Source organism: Mesorhizobium subarcticum, from assembly GCF_055456085.1.
Genome location: NZ_CM144237.1, coordinates 2,742,333 through 2,757,681, shown reverse-complemented (window position 1 = coordinate 2,757,681; position 15,349 = coordinate 2,742,333). Strand labels below are relative to the sequence as shown.

The window sequence follows — 15,349 nt, the reverse complement described above, 5'->3', positions numbered from 1 at the left end:
GCCGCTAGCACTTCAGTTATCGCCATGCGCGGCATTACGATTGAAGAGGGACCTGCATGAAAAAACGCTACGAAAAGCCGACCCTGGACAAGCGCGAAAGACTGTCCAGCGTCACCGCGTTGTGCACGCCGTCGACCTGCGTGAATTGATCGCCGAAGCGCCGGCGACTGCCTATGGGCCAGCCGCTGGCATGACCACGCACAGGGAGAGGACCGACATGAAGACGGTACGAAAAGCCGACGCTGGACAAGCGTCAGAAGCTGTCCAGCGTCACGGCCGTCTGTGGCCCGTCATGTACATAGACTGATCGCCAGTAGCACTCGCACCTGCGAGAAGCGGGCGCCGGCGTTCTCAATCGATGTCGAATGAGACGCCCTGGGCAAGCGGCAGCGCCTTCGAATAATTCACCGTGTTGGTGGCGCGCCGCATATAGGCCTTCCACGCATCGGAGCCGCTCTCGCGGCCACCGCCGGTTTCCTTTTCGCCGCCGAAGGCACCGCCGATCTCGGCTCCGGATGTGCCTATGTTGACGTTGGCGATGCCGCAGTCCGAACCGTCGACGCCAAGGAAACGCTCGGATTCCTGCAAATCGCGGGTGAAGATCGAAGACGACAGGCCGGCCCCCACCGCATTGTGCTCGTCGAGCACGGCGTCGAAGTCGGAATATTTCATGACATAGAGGATCGGTGCAAAAGTCTCTTCGGTGACAGGAGCCACCTGCTTCGGCATCTCGACCAGCGCCGGATGCACGTAGTACGCATCGGGATGGCCGTTCTCGACCCGCGTGCCGCCGGTCACCTTGCCGCCATGGGCGGTGGCCTCCTTCAATGCCTTCTGCATGGCGTCATAGGCTGCCTTGTCGATCAGCGGCCCGACCAGCGAAGACGTTTCCAGCGGATTGCCGACCGAGACGCTTTCGTAAGCCTTCTTGAGACGTGGAACCAAGGCGTCATAGACGCTGTCATGCACAAACAGGCGCCGCAGCGTCGTGCAGCGCTGGCCGGCCGTGCCCATCGCTCCAAAGGCAATCGCGCGCAAAGCCATGTCGAGATCGGCGGTCGGGCAGACGATGCCGGCATTGTTGCCGCCGAGTTCCAGCACGGCGCGGGCAAAGCGCTTGGCCAGGCGCGGCCCGACATCCCTGCCCATGCGGGTCGAGCCGGTGGCCGAGACCAGCGGCACCTTGGGATGGTCGACCAGGATCTCGCCGACGGCACGGTCACCGATCAGCATCGGCGCCAGGCCCTGGGGCGCGTCGGCACCGAAACGCTTCACTGCGCGGGCAAAAATCGCCTCGCAGGCGAGTGCCGTCAGCGGCGTCTTTTCCGACGGCTTCCACACCACGGCGTCGCCGCAGACCAGCGCCAGCGCCGCATTCCACGACCACACCGCTACGGGAAAATTGAAGGCGGAAATAACGCCGACCACGCCAAGCGGATGCCAGGTTTCCATCATGCGATGGCCCGGACGCTCGGTCGCAATAGTCAAGCCGTACAATTGCCTGGAAAGACCGACGGCGAAGTCGCAGATGTCGATCATCTCCTGCACTTCGCCAAGCCCTTCGGACGGGATCTTGCCGACTTCGATCGAAACCAGCCGGCCAAGCTCGGTCTTGTGCGCGCGCAACTCCTCGCCGAGCAGGCGCACCAGTTCGCCGCGCCGGGGACCCGGCACCATTCGCCAGGCCTGGAACGCCTTGTGCGCGGCATCGATGGTCTTGGCCGCATCGGCGGGCGAGATCGTCTTCAGTGCCGCGATCTGCTCTCCCGTCACCGGGCTGTGCACGATGAGGTCGCCGCCGACAAGCGCGTCCTTGGCCACGCCCAGTTTCGCCAGCAGCTCGGCCGTTTCCTTCGCTATGGTCATTCTTGTCCCTTTCAGATCCGATCATATGGCGTCGGGTCAAAGCCTGGCGCCATGCTTCCCGCGTGCCGAACGGCACTTCAGGCGCAGTCATGGCGTGGCATTACTCGTTTCAGGGGAAAATCGCCACCCCGGCATGGTCCAAGGCCAAGTTACACGATTGAGCCAGAAGACTCTCAGTTCGCCTTTTTCGCCGGCGCGCGTACGGCACCGTCCTTCATCAGCCGGTCGATATGCATGCGGATATGAGCTGCCTCGGCCGCCGTATTGGCCAGCGCGATGGCGCGGTCAAAGGCGACCCGCGCCTCCTCGCCCCGGTCGAGCTGCATCAGCAGTCCGCCCTTGAGGCCGAAGAAGTGGAAATAGCCGGAAAGCCTTTCTTCCAACGGCTCGATCATGGCGAGCGCCTCTGCCGGTCCGCGCACCTTGGAGACCGCAACCGCCCGGTTGAGCGTGATGACCGGCGACGGCTGCATCTGCTCGAGCAAGCGGTAGAGCAGGTCGATCTCCACCCAGTCGGTATCCTCGGCCTTGTCGGCCCGGGCATGCAGCGCGGCAATCGCCGCCTGCACCTGGTAGGGGCCGGGCTTGCGATGACGCAAGGCCTTGTCGACCAGTGCCAGTCCCTCGTCGATCATCTTGCGGCTCCACAGGCCGCGGTCCTGGTCCTCGAGCAGCACGATCTCGCCGTCTTCGTCGAAACGCGCCGGGGCGCGCGCGTGCTGCAGCAAAAGCAACGCCGTCAGCCCCATGATTTCCGGTTCGGTCTGGAACAGCCGCAGCAGCAGGCGGGCAAGCCGGATCGCCTCTTCGCACAGCGGCGCGCGGGCCGGCGCCTCGCCGCTGTTGGTCGAATAGCCTTCGTTGAAGATCAGGTAGACCATGGCCGCAACCGCCGCGAGCCGCTCCGAGCGCTCGACAGCGCCCGGCGTCTCGAATGGCACGCCGGCGTCGGCAATGCGCGCCTTGGCGCGGGTGATGCGCTGTTCCATGGCGCTCTCACCGACCAGGAAGGCACGCGCGATCTGCTTGACGGTGAGGCCGGAGACGATGCGCAGCGCCACCGCGATCTGCTGCGTTGCCGGCAGATCGGGATGGCAGCAGATGAACAAAAGCCGCAAGATGTCGTCGCGGTAATGCGCGCCATCCAGCCGTTCGGCGATGTCGCTCTCGGCATCTTCCAGATCGGAGATCTGGTCCTCTTCCGGCATCGGCGCCTGCTTGGCGCGCTTGCGCACGGCGTCGATGCCGCTGTTGCGGCCGACAAAGATCAACCAGGCCGCCGGATCGCGCGGCGGCCCGTTCTGCGGCCAGTTCTTCAGCGCCCTCAGGCACGCGTCCTGGAAAGCTTCCTCCGCTGTATCGAGATTGCGGAAATAGCGCAGCAGCGCACCCATCGCTTGCGGGCGGGCGACGCTGATCGCCGAGCTGATCCAGGCAAGTTCGGTCATACCGCTACCTTGGTGGGATTAAAGATCGAGACCGGCCGGATCTCATAGGATCCGCCGCTCGGGTTGACCTCGGAGAGCTCACGGGCAAATTCGACGGCCTCGTCGAGATCCGCACATTCGAGCGTGTAGAAGCCGAGGAACTGCTCCTTGGTTTCGGCGAACGGACCATCGATGACCACCGATTCGCCCTTGACCTTCCTAAGCGTCGTCGCCGCCGTGGTCGGCAAAAGCCGCGCCACGGGGCCAAGCCGACCGGCTTTGGCGTACTTGTCCTGGACATTGAGGAGATTGGCCATGACTTCGTCGTCCTGCGCCTTGCTCCACGAGCTGACGACGTCTTCGGAGGCATAGCAGAGGATGGCGTAGAGCATGTCAGATCCTTTTCTGTTCCAAAGGACGAAACAGTAGGACCGATCCCGACACGCAGTCGATAAAAAAATCCGACCGCTGTGGATTTGACAGTCGGCAGTCGCCGCGAGTCAGCTTTCGTGCGTTTCCAGCCACCGCAGCACCAGCGCCTCTTCTTCGTCGAGGCCGTCTATCGAGCGCTTTCGTTTGTTGGCGTCCGCCATTTCGGCAAGCAACCTTCCTTCAGACCAGGCCTCGAAAACCTGCGGATGGATGTAGCATTTGCGGCAGACGGCGCGCGTGTTGCCGAGCCGCTCGGCCACCTTGTCGATGACGCTGTTCATCACCCGCTTCTGCTGTGGCTGGCTTTCCGGCAGTTCCGTCTGTGCAAACAGCGACGCGGCATGGATGGTGCCGCCCCAGGTGCGGAAATGCTTCGAACTGAACTTGTCACCAACCGCCTCGCGGATGTAACGGTTGACGTCGTCGGAACTGACCGGCCGTCTGTTGCCGTCCTCGTCGAGATACTGGAACAGTTTCTGCCCCGGCAGGTCCTGCGCGCCCCGCACGATCCCGGCGATGCGGCGATCGACCAGCTTCAGTTTCCATTCCTTGCCTGACTTGCCCTTGAAGGCAAAGCGCAGGCTCGATCCCTTGATGTCGACATGGCGGTCGCGCAGGGTCGTCAGGCCAAAACTCTTGTTGTCCCTGGCGTAGGCCGCATTGCCGACACGGATCATCGTGTTGTCCAGCAGCCAGACGACCGCGGCGACAACCCGCTCGAACGGCAGGCCGTGACGGCGCAAATCGCTGTCGATCGTGTGCCGCAGCTCGGCCAGGTTTTCGGCGAAAGCGACGAGGCTTGAATATTTGACGCCGTCGCGTTGTTCTGCCCATTGCGGATGATAGCGATACTGCTTGCGCCCGCGTTGATCCCTTCCGGTCGCCTGGATGTGGCCATCCGCGTCGGGCGAGATCCAGACATCCGTCCATGCCGGCGGGATGACGATGGCGTCGATACGCGCCTTGACGTCAGCCGAGACCGGTTGTCCGTCCGGCTTCCTGTAGGAAAATCCCTTGCTTGCCTTCAGCCGGCGTATGCCGGGCTCGGCATCGCTGACATAGGTCAGCGCGGCGTCCTTGGCCGAAATCTGCGCCCGCCCCTGTATGGTGTTTTCCTGCCCGGTCGATCGACCAACGTGCGGCTCTGATTTGTCCAGCATGTGTACTCCACCGGATTTATCGGAAGATAAGCAACGGAGGGGCTGCTGGTTCCGGGGCGGGGCCGAAAAAGCTATCCTTGGGACTCGGCCGTTATATCGCCATCCACATCCCGCCATCATCGATATGCGGTGGCGATAGTCGAGACCAGGCGCGATTGTCTCCAAGGGGAGCATGCCTCTCGTCTGTCAAATAGTCGTATCCAATGTCCTGCATCTCATGTTCGGGATCGAAATACCGGTAGAGGCTTGTCGGCCTGAGCGTCGCCTGGGCTCAATGCGCATCGTAGCGGTAGCTGAACGCCGCTAGCGTTCTTGTGCGCGTCCAGAAAAACCTGTCGCGCCGCCACCGCCTCGGCTTGATATGGCAGTTAATCATCGTGTCTTTTTCAGGTCATTTTTCAAGCGATCGCGAGCGCCCAAATAGATGCCAAGAGACTTCGCAAACAAAGCCAACATGACAATCGGCATCGAACGCATGGCGAAGCTCAACTCCGACCCAGACAGCCCGATCCTCGCCAGCTTTCGAATCTGCCGCCGATCCCTGAAATTGTTGCGGGCAAGTCGAAAGGGCTTGGCCCCGGTCGTCCCGATGTAACAGGCGCCACTGCGATAGCCACGCTTGTACTGGTCGAAGAGCAAACCACGCAATCGCGTTTCGTTGCGATGGATCGTTCTTATCTCCGGTTCCCAGGCCGGCTCAAGCTCCGGGGGCAGCCGTGCGAGAAATTCGGTGTCCTCGGCAACCCGCATCGATTCGTCGAACAGGCCGTATTCCTCGAACAACCGCCGGTCGAAGGAGACGCCGTAGCGCAGCGCCAGTTCCGCGGGAAGGCCTGGAAGACGGCGCGCGAACAGCGCGAGATATGCGGCGCAGGCATAGGGATTGCGAGGATGGCTGTTAGAAATCGCGCTCGAAACCGTGGCAGTCCCCGCAAGGTGCCGGCGAAGCCGTGCCGCCGCCCAACCCGGGCAAGCCAGGCAATCGTCGGCAAGGAATGCAACGAAGGGCGCCTGCGTGGCAACAATCCCGACATTGCGCGCGGTCCCAACGAATACCCGCTTTGCGATTTCAATCACCGGCACTTCGATGCCGGCATCGTGCAGGAGCGACTTCGCATCCCCTCCACCAGAGTTGACTACAAGGATCTCGAGGGGCATGCCCTGATCGATAAGAGATTTGACTGAACCGACGATACTTGCCGGGGCTCGACACCCGATTACAACAACCGCCAATTCTGGCTCGGCTGTCATAAAGCACTTTGCAAGTGAATTCCTGACCGCGAAAACCAGCGTCGGGACCCGATCTTCACCTTGTAGCGCACACAGCGCCAAGCATCCGACCGTCGCTTCGGCGCGGCCACGGCCACCGCCAGGAATCTTGCCGCCATGTCCAGGTCACCGCGCGCATAGTGGACGCGGGCGATCTTGAGGGCGACCAGCCCCTCCCTGGTCTTCAGCGCCGAGACAGGGACGTTGCAATCGGTGAGCGTGTGCAGCTCGCGGCGCCAATCCAAGAAGCGCTTCACCGGCTTGATCGTAAAACGATCGTCGGAGCGCATCGGCGAGACCTCATAAACCATCACAGGCTGCTGGATCATGGCCAGCGACGCCGTGCTCATCAGCCGCGCCCAAAACAACGTGTCCTCATCATAGGCCAGCCTGACAGGAAACCGCGTTTGGCCGATCAGGTGCCGCGATGCAAGCACACTGCCAACCGCGACCGACCTGATATCACCTTTCACATAGGCCGCGGCGTTTGCCAGACAGCCGGTCTGATATCCGTTCGGCACCTTGATCTGCCGGTCCTGGCCATTCACCCGACGCCGGTAAGCGCCAACGATCATGTCGGCCTTTGGCTGGCGTTCGGCCTGCTGGAGCAGCGCCCGCAAGCCGCTCTCAAGATGCAAATCGTCGGCGTCGATCAGGTACACCCAGGGATGCAGCACCTGCGCCAGTGCAACGTTGCGCGCGCCCCCGGCATCGCGACAATTGGCCGGCAGCACGCGCAGCGGCAGGGACAATTTCGCGGCGGCCTGCATCGCCACGGCAGCCGTACCGTCTGACGATGCATCATCGACGAGAAGTATCTCGCCGATAACCCCGGCCTCGCTGGCGAGCGACGCCAGCGTTGTAGCGATGGTTTTCGCCGCATTATGGGCCGGAATGACGACGCTGACCGCTTTCAATACCAAACCCCGCGCCCGCGCGCATCAATACTGCAACTATTGGTCCCCTCGAAACCAACCTAAGGTAGCTGCCACTTCACCATTTGAGAAGTCAACTTTGTTGGCGCTGAATTGTACCCAAGGGGCACCTGGTGCGGACCCGTCCGCTTTTACGCTTTTTCGAGCGCGACCGGAATGACGTCGACAGCCTGCTCGCCAACCTGTCCGCCGGTGGTTTTCAGCACGCCGACGATCGGCGCGACATCGGAATAGTCGCGGCCATAGCCGACGGTGATGTGATCGTTGCTGGCCCGCATGCCATTGGTCGGGTCGAACTCCTGCCAGCCGGCATCGCGTCCGCACCATACCTTGACCCAGGCATGCATGGCATCGGCGCCCTCCAGCCGGGGTTTGCCCTTCGGTGGAATGGTGCGCAGGAAGCCGCTGACATAGCCGGCCGGAATGCCGAGGCCGCGCAGGCCGGCGATCATGATGTGCGAAAAATCCTGACAGACACCCCGCTTCAATTTGAAGGCATCGCTGGCCCGGGTCCGCACCGTGGTCGCCTCGCCGTCATAGGTGAAATCGCGATGGATGCGGTTGCAGAAATTCATCGCCGTGCCGATGGCCGAGTTGCCGACGCTGTCTCGCGCATAGGCGGTGATCGCCGCATCGATGCTCACATGGCCGCTGGCGGCCAGAAAATGATGCGGCGAGGCCGACCCCAGGGATCGCGTCGCGGCCAGTTCCTGCCTGAGCCGGCCGATATCGGGCGACACGTCGAGCCCTGGCTCAGGCCGTGACACGGATATGCGTGCGCTCATCCTTATGTCGAGCGCATCATGTGCGTCGCGAAAAGCGATCGAGGTGACGTTGTTGCCGAAAAAGTCTGAGAAATCAGAACGTTCATTGGGCGCAGGCGAAAAGGAGAGTGAGGCGGCGATAACACGCTGCACCCCTGATATCGTCGATGGCAGCACACGGATCTGATGGCGGCTACCGCCGGCAGCGGCCGCGTAGTCGTAATGAAGATGAAGCCTGATGTCGTAGAGCATGTTCTGCTTTTCTTGTCCTGGCACAGGTTCTTCTTGGCAAAGGTTCTGGTCGCAAAACCGTGCCGAACCTGCTTAGCCGAAATAGGCCTTTGCGAGGCTATTGTAGAGGCCGCCGATCTCATAGGCGAGATCGTCCAGCGCCTTTGCCGTCATGTCGGAAGGCTCCTTGATGGCGATGGCTGTGTTGAGCTGCAGGATCTCCTTCGCCGCCGGCGACATGTGCCCCTCGCCGCCAACCGATGGCAACAGGCCGATCTCGGCCTTCAGTCGTTCGAGCTGGAACAGGATGGAGCGCGGGTTGAGCGGGTCGAGCGCCAGGAGATCGATCACCGTGCGCCGGCCGGTCTGCACCGGATATTGCCGGCGATGGGTCATCACGCTGTCGCCGATCTCCAGCATCATGTCGAGCGCCCCGTCCGGCGCCTTGGCGCGGGTCAGCCGGGACAGCGTGCGGGCAATCTGGATGCCGCGCTCCAGCCGCCGGCCGATTTCGAGGAACCGCCAGCCGGCGAAGCGGTACATGTTCTCGTGCAGCAGGCCGGAGAAGCCGGCCAGCTTGCGCAGGATCACGGTCATGGCCCGTGTCGCATCGTCGCCGGGCGCCACTGTCGTGGCGAACTGATGGATGGTCTTCGACAGGTCCTTGAGCGCCAGCCAGCCATCGGGTGAGAAACGGTCGCGGATCTGCCCGGCGCTGTAGACCGCGCTGTCCAACGTGCCGATCAGTCCAGACGGGATCGCCGTCTCGACGTCGATGCTGAACGGTTCGAGATAGTCCCTGATGTCGGCCAGCAGCGGCATGTCCGGGTCAGAGGTCTCGGCCAGCCGCACATGATAGGCGCGCAGGATGCGCACCGTGTCTTCCGAGCGTTCGATATAACGGCCAAGCCAGGTCAGGTTCTCCGCTGCGCGGCTGGGCAGGCTGCCCGGCCTTGTGCGGCTGAAACTGTCGCCCTCCTGTGGCAGCAGCGTTTCGCGCTCCACCGGCCGATCGCTGACCACCCAGACATCGGCCGCCTGGCCGCCGCGCTGCATGGCGATCGCGGTTGGGTCGAGCGACAGGCCAACGCGGGCAAACCCGCCCGGCATGACCGTCCAGCCCTCCGGGGTCCGCGCCAGATAGACGCGCAGGCTTGCCGGCCGTGGCTCCAGCCAGCCGCCGACAAAGACCGGTGTCGTCGACAGCGTCACCGCTTCCTGGCCGACAAAGGCACCGCCGTCGCGTTCGATGCGCGCCACCAGCTCGGCCCGCTCCCCGGCCGACAACGCCGAGCCGAGCGTGGTCTGGCCATCATCCTCGAAGGCAAGCCGCGTCGACAGCGCCGGCCCGATCACCATGCGGTCGATATTGGCAAGCACATGGGCTCGTTCGGCCTCCTGCCCGCACCACCACGTCGCGACGCTTGGCAGCAGCAACTCTTCGCCGCGCAATTCGCGCGCGATTTTGGGCAGGAAGGCGAGCAGCGCCCGCGTTTCCATCAGACCCGAGCCCAACGCATTGACGGTAGCGACCGCACCCTGGCGGATCGCCTCGACCAGGCCCGGCGTGCCGATCTGCGAATCCGAGCGCAGTTCAAGCGGGTCCGCGAAAGCGGCATCGAGCCGCCGCCACAAAACGCTGATCGGCATCAGGCCGGAGACGGTGCGCACCATCAGCCTGCCGCCGGAAACAGTCAAATCCTCGCCTTCGAGCAGCATGATGCCGAGATAGCGGGCGATGTAGGCGTGTTCGTAATAGGTCTCGTTGAGCGGCCCCGGCGTCAGTATGGCGACCCGGCCGTCGGTGGCCATGCCGATCAGCGCATCGCGAAAACGGCGGAAGAAGCCGGCAAGCCGGTGCACATGCATCTCGCCATAGATGTCGGACAGAGCGCGCGTGGTGGCGACGCGGTTCTCCAAAGCAAAACCGGCGCCCGACGGTGCTTGCGTGCGGTCACCCAGCACCCACCACTGGCCGTCTGGCCCGCGGCCAAGTTCGAAGGCACAGAAATGCAGGTAGTGGCCACCGGCCGGCGTGGCACCCACGACAGGCCGCAAATATTCAGGGCTGGCGGCGATCAGCCCCGCCGGCAGGATGCCTTTTTCGATCAGCCGGTTGCGCCCATAGATGTCGGCGACGGTTTCCTCGAACAGCTCGGCCCGCTGGACGAGCCCGGCACTGATCGCAGCCCATTCGGCGTCTTCGATGAGCAGGGGTACATGCGCCAGCGGCCATTCGCGCTCATTGGCGCCGGCCTTGTCATAGACACGGTAGTAGACGCCGGCATCACGCAGATACTGGTCGGCGCGGGCAAAGCGCTGGCCGAGCTTTTCAGCGCCGAGATCGTCGAGCGCCTCGATGAAACGCTTCCAGACCGGACGCGGATTGCCCAACGCATCGACCATCTCGTCGACGACGCCGTCAATCGGCTGGTAGTGCTCCAGCAAACTGCGGATCTGCGGCTTGCCGCGTACCCTCTTGTGATTCCCCTTTGCCATGTTCGATCACAGTCTGGGTGGACGCCGAAGGTCAAGGGTCATCGGGAAATCTTCCGTGGGTTGTTCCTCGCGCAGCACATAGCTTGACGGCGTATGGCCGCGCGGCTCGAAGCGCGCAAGCCGTCGCGCTTCCGCCTCATTGCCGTTGACCGGGAAGGTGTCATAACTGCGGCCGCCGGGATGGGCGACATGGTAGACACAGCCGCCAACCGCCCGGCCCGACCAGCGGTCGTGGATGTCGAACACCAGCGGTGTGTTGACCGGCAGCGCCGGGTGCAGGCCCGAAGCTGGCTGCCAGGCCTTGAAGCGCACACCCGCCACCGCGACTTCCCGGTTGTCGGTCACCTTCATCGGCACGATGCGGCCGTTGCAGACGATGGCGTGGCGCTCCGGGTTGAGGCCTTCGGTCCTGACCTGCAACCGTTCGACCGAGGAATCGACGAAGCGAACCGTGCCACCGATCGCGCCCTGCTCGCCCATCACATGCCAAGGCTCCAGCGCCTGCCGCAGTTCCAGCTTGATGCCGGCATGCTGGACCTCGCCGCAGAACGGAAAGCGGAATTCGAGCTGCGCGTCGAACCATTCCGGTCGGAATTCGAAGCCATTCAGCTTGAGCTCGTCGAGCACATCGAGGAAGTCAGCCCAGACATAGTGCGGCAGCATGAAACGATCATGCAACGAGGTGCCCCAGCGCACGAAGCGACCATCGAGCGGGTTTTTCCACGCACGGGCAATGATCGCCCTGACAAGCAATTGCTGCGCAAGGCTCATGCGCGCGTTGGGCGGCATCTCGAAGCCGCGGAACTCGACCAGCCCCAGACGACCGGTAGGACCATCCGGCGAAAACAGCTTGTCGATGCAGATTTCCGAACGGTGCGTATTGCCGGTGACGTCGGTCAAAAGATTGCGGAAAAGCCGGTCAACCAGCCATGGCGGGGGTGCCGCGCCATGGTCCGGATGCGGCACCTGCGCCATCGCGATTTCGAGCTCATAGAGCGAATCGTGACGCGCTTCATCAAAGCGCGGCGCCTGGCTGGTCGGACCTATGAACAGGCCGGAGAACAGATAGGACAAGGACGGACGCCGCTGCCATTGCAGCACCAGGCTCTTCAACAGGTCGGGCCTGCGCAGGAACGGGCTGTCATTGGGTGTCGCGCCACCGACGACGACATGGTTGCCGCCGCCAGTGCCGGTATGACGGCCGTCGATCATGAACTTGTCGGCGCCAAGCCGGGTTTGCCGCGCTTCCTCATAGATCGCCGTCGTGGTCGCCACGCAATCCTGCCAGTTGGAAGCCGGATGAATGTTGACCTCGATGACACCGGGATCGGGCGCGACACGGATGACGTTAAGGCGCGGATCATGTGGCGGGCCATAGCCCTCGATATGCACGGGAAGGCCAATCGCCTTGGCCGCGTTCTCGGCGGCGGCGACCAGTTCGAGATAATCCTCCAGCGCCTCGACCGGCGGCATGAACACGCAGAGCCGCCCGTCGCGTGGCTCGACCGAGAGTGCCGTGCGCACCGCGCCGCCGATCTCGGTGATCTCCTGTTCGACCCGGTCTTGCTGGCCGGTTGCTGCGGTGAAAGACGCCGCCTGCTGGCGCCGCGCCATTTCGTCGGCGCCTTCGAGTTCGGCCGGCGCCGCTGCTGGGAGAATAGCTTCACGCGCGGGCAGAGCCCCGCGCGGCAGCGATGGATCGACCGGCACGATGTAGGGGAATTGCGCCGGCGGCACATAAGGCAGCGTGCCGAGCGGCAAGCGGTAGCCGACCGGTGAATCGCCCGGCACCAGGAACAGCCGGCCACGCCGCGTCTTCCATTTTTCCGAGCGCCAGCGTGGCCCCGACGCCTGGCTGTTCCAGCGCTGCACCGGCAGCACATAGCCCGAAGGCTTGGTCAGCCCGCGCTCGAACACTTTCGCCATGCGGCTGCGTTCTTCCGGGTCTTCCAGCTTGGAGTTGGATGGGTCGACATTCTCCGGCAGCTTGCCTTCCTTCAGCAGCCATTCGGCCGGATCCTCATAGGCTTCGCTGACCATGGTCTTTTCGATGCCAAGCTCGCCGGCGATCGCGGTAAGCAGGCTTTCGGCCTGTTTCGGGCCGATATCAGCCGAGCTCTTTTCCCGCGCGATCAACGACGGGTCGCTCCACACCGGCTGGCCATCGGCGCGCCAGTAAAGCGAGAAGGTCCAGCGCGGTAGGCTCTCGCCCGGATACCATTTGCCCTGGCCGTAATGGAGAAAGCCGCCCGGCGCGAAGCGTTCGCGCAGTTTGCGGATCAGCGCATCGGCCTTTTCGCGCTTGGTCGGTCCGACGGCGGCGGTGTTCCACTCGGCCGATTCGAAATCGTCGATCGACACGAAGGTTGGCTCACCACCCATCGTCAGCCGCACGTCGCCGGCCGTGAGCGCAGCGTCGACCTTGTTGCCCAGCGCATCGAGCGCCTGCCAGCTTTCATCGGAGAATGGCTTGGTGATGCGCGGATGCTCAGCGATACGGTCGACGCGCATCTCGAAGCCGAATTCGACATTGGCAAAGCTCGCCATGCCGGAAATCGGGGCTGCGTTGCGGAAATGGGGAGTCGCCGCCAGCGGCACGTGGCTTTCGCCGGTCAGCAGGCCGGAAGTCGGATCGAAACCGATCCAGCCGGCGCCGGGAAGATAGACCTCACACCAGGCGTGCAGATCGGTGAAATCGACTGATGTCCCGGCTGGCCCGTCAAGCGCGACAAGGTCGGGCTTGAGCTGGATCAGGTAGCCGGAGACGAAGCGCGCGGCAATGCCGAGATTGCGCAGGATCTGCACCAGCAGCCAGCTCGAATCCCGGCACGAGCCCTTGCCGGCGGCCAGCGTTTCCTCTGGCGAGAACACGCCGGTCTCCATGCGCACGATATAGGCGATCTCGCGCTGCAGCCTGGCATTGAGATCGACGAGGAAATTGACGGTGTTGGTGGCGCTGCGGTCGACAGTCCTGAGGAAGGCCTGGAGCAGCGGACCCGCCGGCTCAGGCGTACGGTAGATGGCGAGATCGTCGCGTATCTCTTCCGGGTAGTCGAACGGGAACGCCTCGGCCGACGGCTCGACGAAGAAGTCGAACGGATTGTAGACCGTCATGTCGGCGACGAGATCGACCTCGATCTTCAGCTCGCTCACCGGCTCCGGGAAGACGAAACGGGCGAGAAAATTGCCGTAGGGGTCCTGCTGCAAATTGACGAAGTGGTTCGCCGGCTCGACCTTGAGCGAATGGCTGAGCACCTTGGTGCGCGAATGCGGCGCCGGCTGCAGCCGGATGATTTGGGGCCCGAGAACCACCGGCCGGTCGTATTTGTAGTGGGTCAGGTGGTAGACGGCTGCCAGAATTGCCATGGGGCCCCGGAGTTCAGCGTTTAAAACGAAGTCGCTGAACCCTGACACATCTGCTGGCCATTCTCCAAGCAGAGATGTTGCGGTGCACCTAATTTAAGCAGCCATCACCGGTTGAGCACAGCTTTAGAAAAACGCCTGAATGCCCGTCTGCGCCCTTCCCAGGATCAGCGCGTGCACGTCATGCGTGCCCTCATAGGTGTTGACGGTTTCCAGGTTCTGCGCGTGGCGCATGACGTGGTAGCCGATCTGGATGCCGTTGCCGCCATGCATGTCGCGCGCCTGGCGGGCGATGTCGAGCGCCTTGCCGCAATTGTTGCGCTTGACGATCGAGATCATTTCCGGCGCCATCTTGCCTTCATCGAGCAGGCGCCCGACGCGCAACGACGCCTGCAATCCCAGCGCGATCTCGGTCTGCATGTCGGCGAGTTTCTTCTGGTAAAGCTGCGTGCCGGCCAGCGGTTTGCCGAACTGCTTGCGGTCGAGGCCATACTGGCGGGCGCGGTGCCAGCAATCTTCCGCCGCACCCATCGAACCCCAGGAGATGCCATAACGGGCCCGGTTGAGGCAGCCGAACGGGCCGCCAAGGCCCTTGGCGTTGGGCAGCAGCGCGTCTTCGCTAACCTCGACGCCTTCCATCACCACCTCGCCGGTGATCGACGCCCGCAGCGACAGCTTGCCGCCGATCTTCGGCGCCGACAGCCCCTTCATGCCCTTTTCCAGCACGAAACCACGGATCTCGTCCTTGCCGTTCTCGCCCTTCAACTTCGCCCAGACGACGAACACGTCGGCGACCGGCGCGTTGGAAATCCACATCTTGGAGCCGGAAATCTTGTAGCCATTGGCGGTCTTCTCGGCGCGCGTCTTCATGCCGCCGGGGTCGGAGCCGGCATCCGGTTCGGTCAGGCCAAAGCAGCCGATCCACTCGCCGCTGGCGAGCTTGGGCAGATATTTCTTGCGCTGCTCGTCCGAGCCGTAGGCGTAGATCGGATACATCACCAGCGACGACTGCACCGACATCATCGAGCGATAGCCGGAGTCGACGCGTTCGACTTCCCGCGCCACCAGCCCGTAGGTGACGTAGTTGGCACCAAGCCCACCGAATTCTTCCGGTATGTTGATGCCGAGCAGGCCGGCATCGCCCATCTCGCGGAAGATCGCAGTGTCGAAAGTCTCATTGAGATAGGCGTCTTCAATGCGTGGCGCGAGCTTGTCGGCCGCAAAGGCCGCCGCACCGTCACGCACCATGCGCTCTTCTTCCGAAAGCTGGTCCTCGATCAGGAACGGATCTTCCCAGACGAATGCATTCTTGTCGGCGGCCATGGCTTCTCAGTCCTTGAAACGGGTGAAGCCCGGCTTATCGGCCCGTGGCCTTAAAAAATCAAACGAAATTGCTTCACCGA

At 63.2% G+C, this 15,349-nt stretch carries 10 protein-coding genes; all 10 read right to left on the bottom strand.

Features of this window, described 5'->3' with window-relative positions; all coding sequences use genetic code 11:
* Positions 1-351: 351 nt before the first annotated feature.
* On the bottom strand, positions 352-1,866 hold the full coding sequence (amaB, locus tag ACZYHG_RS13435) for an L-piperidine-6-carboxylate dehydrogenase (RefSeq protein ID WP_464614191.1): 1,515 nt from the start codon (positions 1,864-1,866) through the stop codon (positions 352-354).
* Between the two features lie 173 nt (positions 1,867-2,039).
* Positions 2,040-3,314, bottom strand: coding sequence for an RNA polymerase sigma factor (locus tag ACZYHG_RS13430; RefSeq protein ID WP_464614190.1), 1,275 nt, complete (start codon positions 3,312-3,314; stop codon positions 2,040-2,042).
* Entirely contained in the window at positions 3,311-3,685 is a 375-nt protein-coding gene (locus ACZYHG_RS13425) for a YciI family protein (RefSeq protein WP_027030781.1), read from the bottom strand. The genes ACZYHG_RS13430 and ACZYHG_RS13425 overlap by 4 nt, the downstream gene beginning before the upstream one ends.
* 108 nt (positions 3,686-3,793) lie before the next feature.
* Positions 3,794-4,885 (bottom strand): DNA topoisomerase IB, encoded by a 1,092-nt coding sequence (locus ACZYHG_RS13420; protein ID WP_464614189.1) that lies wholly within the window; start codon positions 4,883-4,885, stop codon positions 3,794-3,796.
* A gap of 372 nt (positions 4,886-5,257) precedes the next feature.
* A complete protein-coding gene (locus ACZYHG_RS13415; RefSeq protein WP_464614188.1) occupies positions 5,258-6,136 on the bottom strand; it encodes a glycosyltransferase family 2 protein in 879 nt (292 codons plus the stop codon).
* Positions 6,133-7,071, bottom strand: coding sequence for a glycosyltransferase family 2 protein (locus ACZYHG_RS13410; protein WP_464614187.1), 939 nt, complete (start codon positions 7,069-7,071; stop codon positions 6,133-6,135). Before ACZYHG_RS13410 ends, ACZYHG_RS13415 begins: the two co-directional genes overlap by 4 nt.
* 149 nt (positions 7,072-7,220) lie before the next feature.
* Positions 7,221-8,105, bottom strand: coding sequence for a transglutaminase family protein (locus ACZYHG_RS13405; RefSeq protein WP_464614677.1), 885 nt, complete (start codon positions 8,103-8,105; stop codon positions 7,221-7,223).
* A gap of 72 nt (positions 8,106-8,177) precedes the next feature.
* The gene (locus ACZYHG_RS13400) at positions 8,178-10,583 is read right to left on the bottom strand and encodes a circularly permuted type 2 ATP-grasp protein (protein ID WP_464614186.1); all 2,406 of its coding nucleotides are present in this window, start codon (positions 10,581-10,583) and stop codon (positions 8,178-8,180) included.
* A 6-nt stretch (positions 10,584-10,589) separates the two neighbouring features.
* Entirely contained in the window at positions 10,590-13,949 is a 3,360-nt protein-coding gene (locus tag ACZYHG_RS13395) for a transglutaminase family protein (protein WP_464614185.1), read from the bottom strand.
* A 123-nt stretch (positions 13,950-14,072) separates the two neighbouring features.
* Positions 14,073-15,269, bottom strand: a complete 1,197-nt coding sequence (locus ACZYHG_RS13390; protein WP_464614184.1) for an acyl-CoA dehydrogenase — start codon at positions 15,267-15,269, stop codon at positions 14,073-14,075.
* Positions 15,270-15,349 lie beyond the last annotated feature (80 nt).

What these genes read in the sequence shown, in the direction of transcription:
- ACZYHG_RS13420 (WP_464614189.1), bottom strand. Translation starts at nt 4,885, where the DNA reads ATGCTGGACAAATCAGAGCCGCACGTTGGTCGATCGACCGGGCAGGAA.
- ACZYHG_RS13415 (WP_464614188.1), bottom strand. Translation starts at nt 6,136, where the DNA reads ATGACAGCCGAGCCAGAATTGGCGGTTGTTGTAATCGGGTGTCGAGCC.
- amaB (WP_464614191.1), bottom strand. Translation starts at nt 1,866, where the DNA reads ATGACCATAGCGAAGGAAACGGCCGAGCTGCTGGCGAAACTGGGCGTG.
- ACZYHG_RS13395 (WP_464614185.1), bottom strand. Translation starts at nt 13,949, where the DNA reads ATGGCAATTCTGGCAGCCGTCTACCACCTGACCCACTACAAATACGAC.
- ACZYHG_RS13400 (WP_464614186.1), bottom strand. Translation starts at nt 10,583, where the DNA reads ATGGCAAAGGGGAATCACAAGAGGGTACGCGGCAAGCCGCAGATCCGC.
- ACZYHG_RS13405 (WP_464614677.1), bottom strand. Translation starts at nt 8,105, where the DNA reads ATGCTCTACGACATCAGGCTTCATCTTCATTACGACTACGCGGCCGCT.
- ACZYHG_RS13390 (WP_464614184.1), bottom strand. Translation starts at nt 15,269, where the DNA reads ATGGCCGCCGACAAGAATGCATTCGTCTGGGAAGATCCGTTCCTGATC.
- ACZYHG_RS13430 (WP_464614190.1), bottom strand. Translation starts at nt 3,314, where the DNA reads ATGACCGAACTTGCCTGGATCAGCTCGGCGATCAGCGTCGCCCGCCCG.
- ACZYHG_RS13425 (WP_027030781.1), bottom strand. Translation starts at nt 3,685, where the DNA reads ATGCTCTACGCCATCCTCTGCTATGCCTCCGAAGACGTCGTCAGCTCG.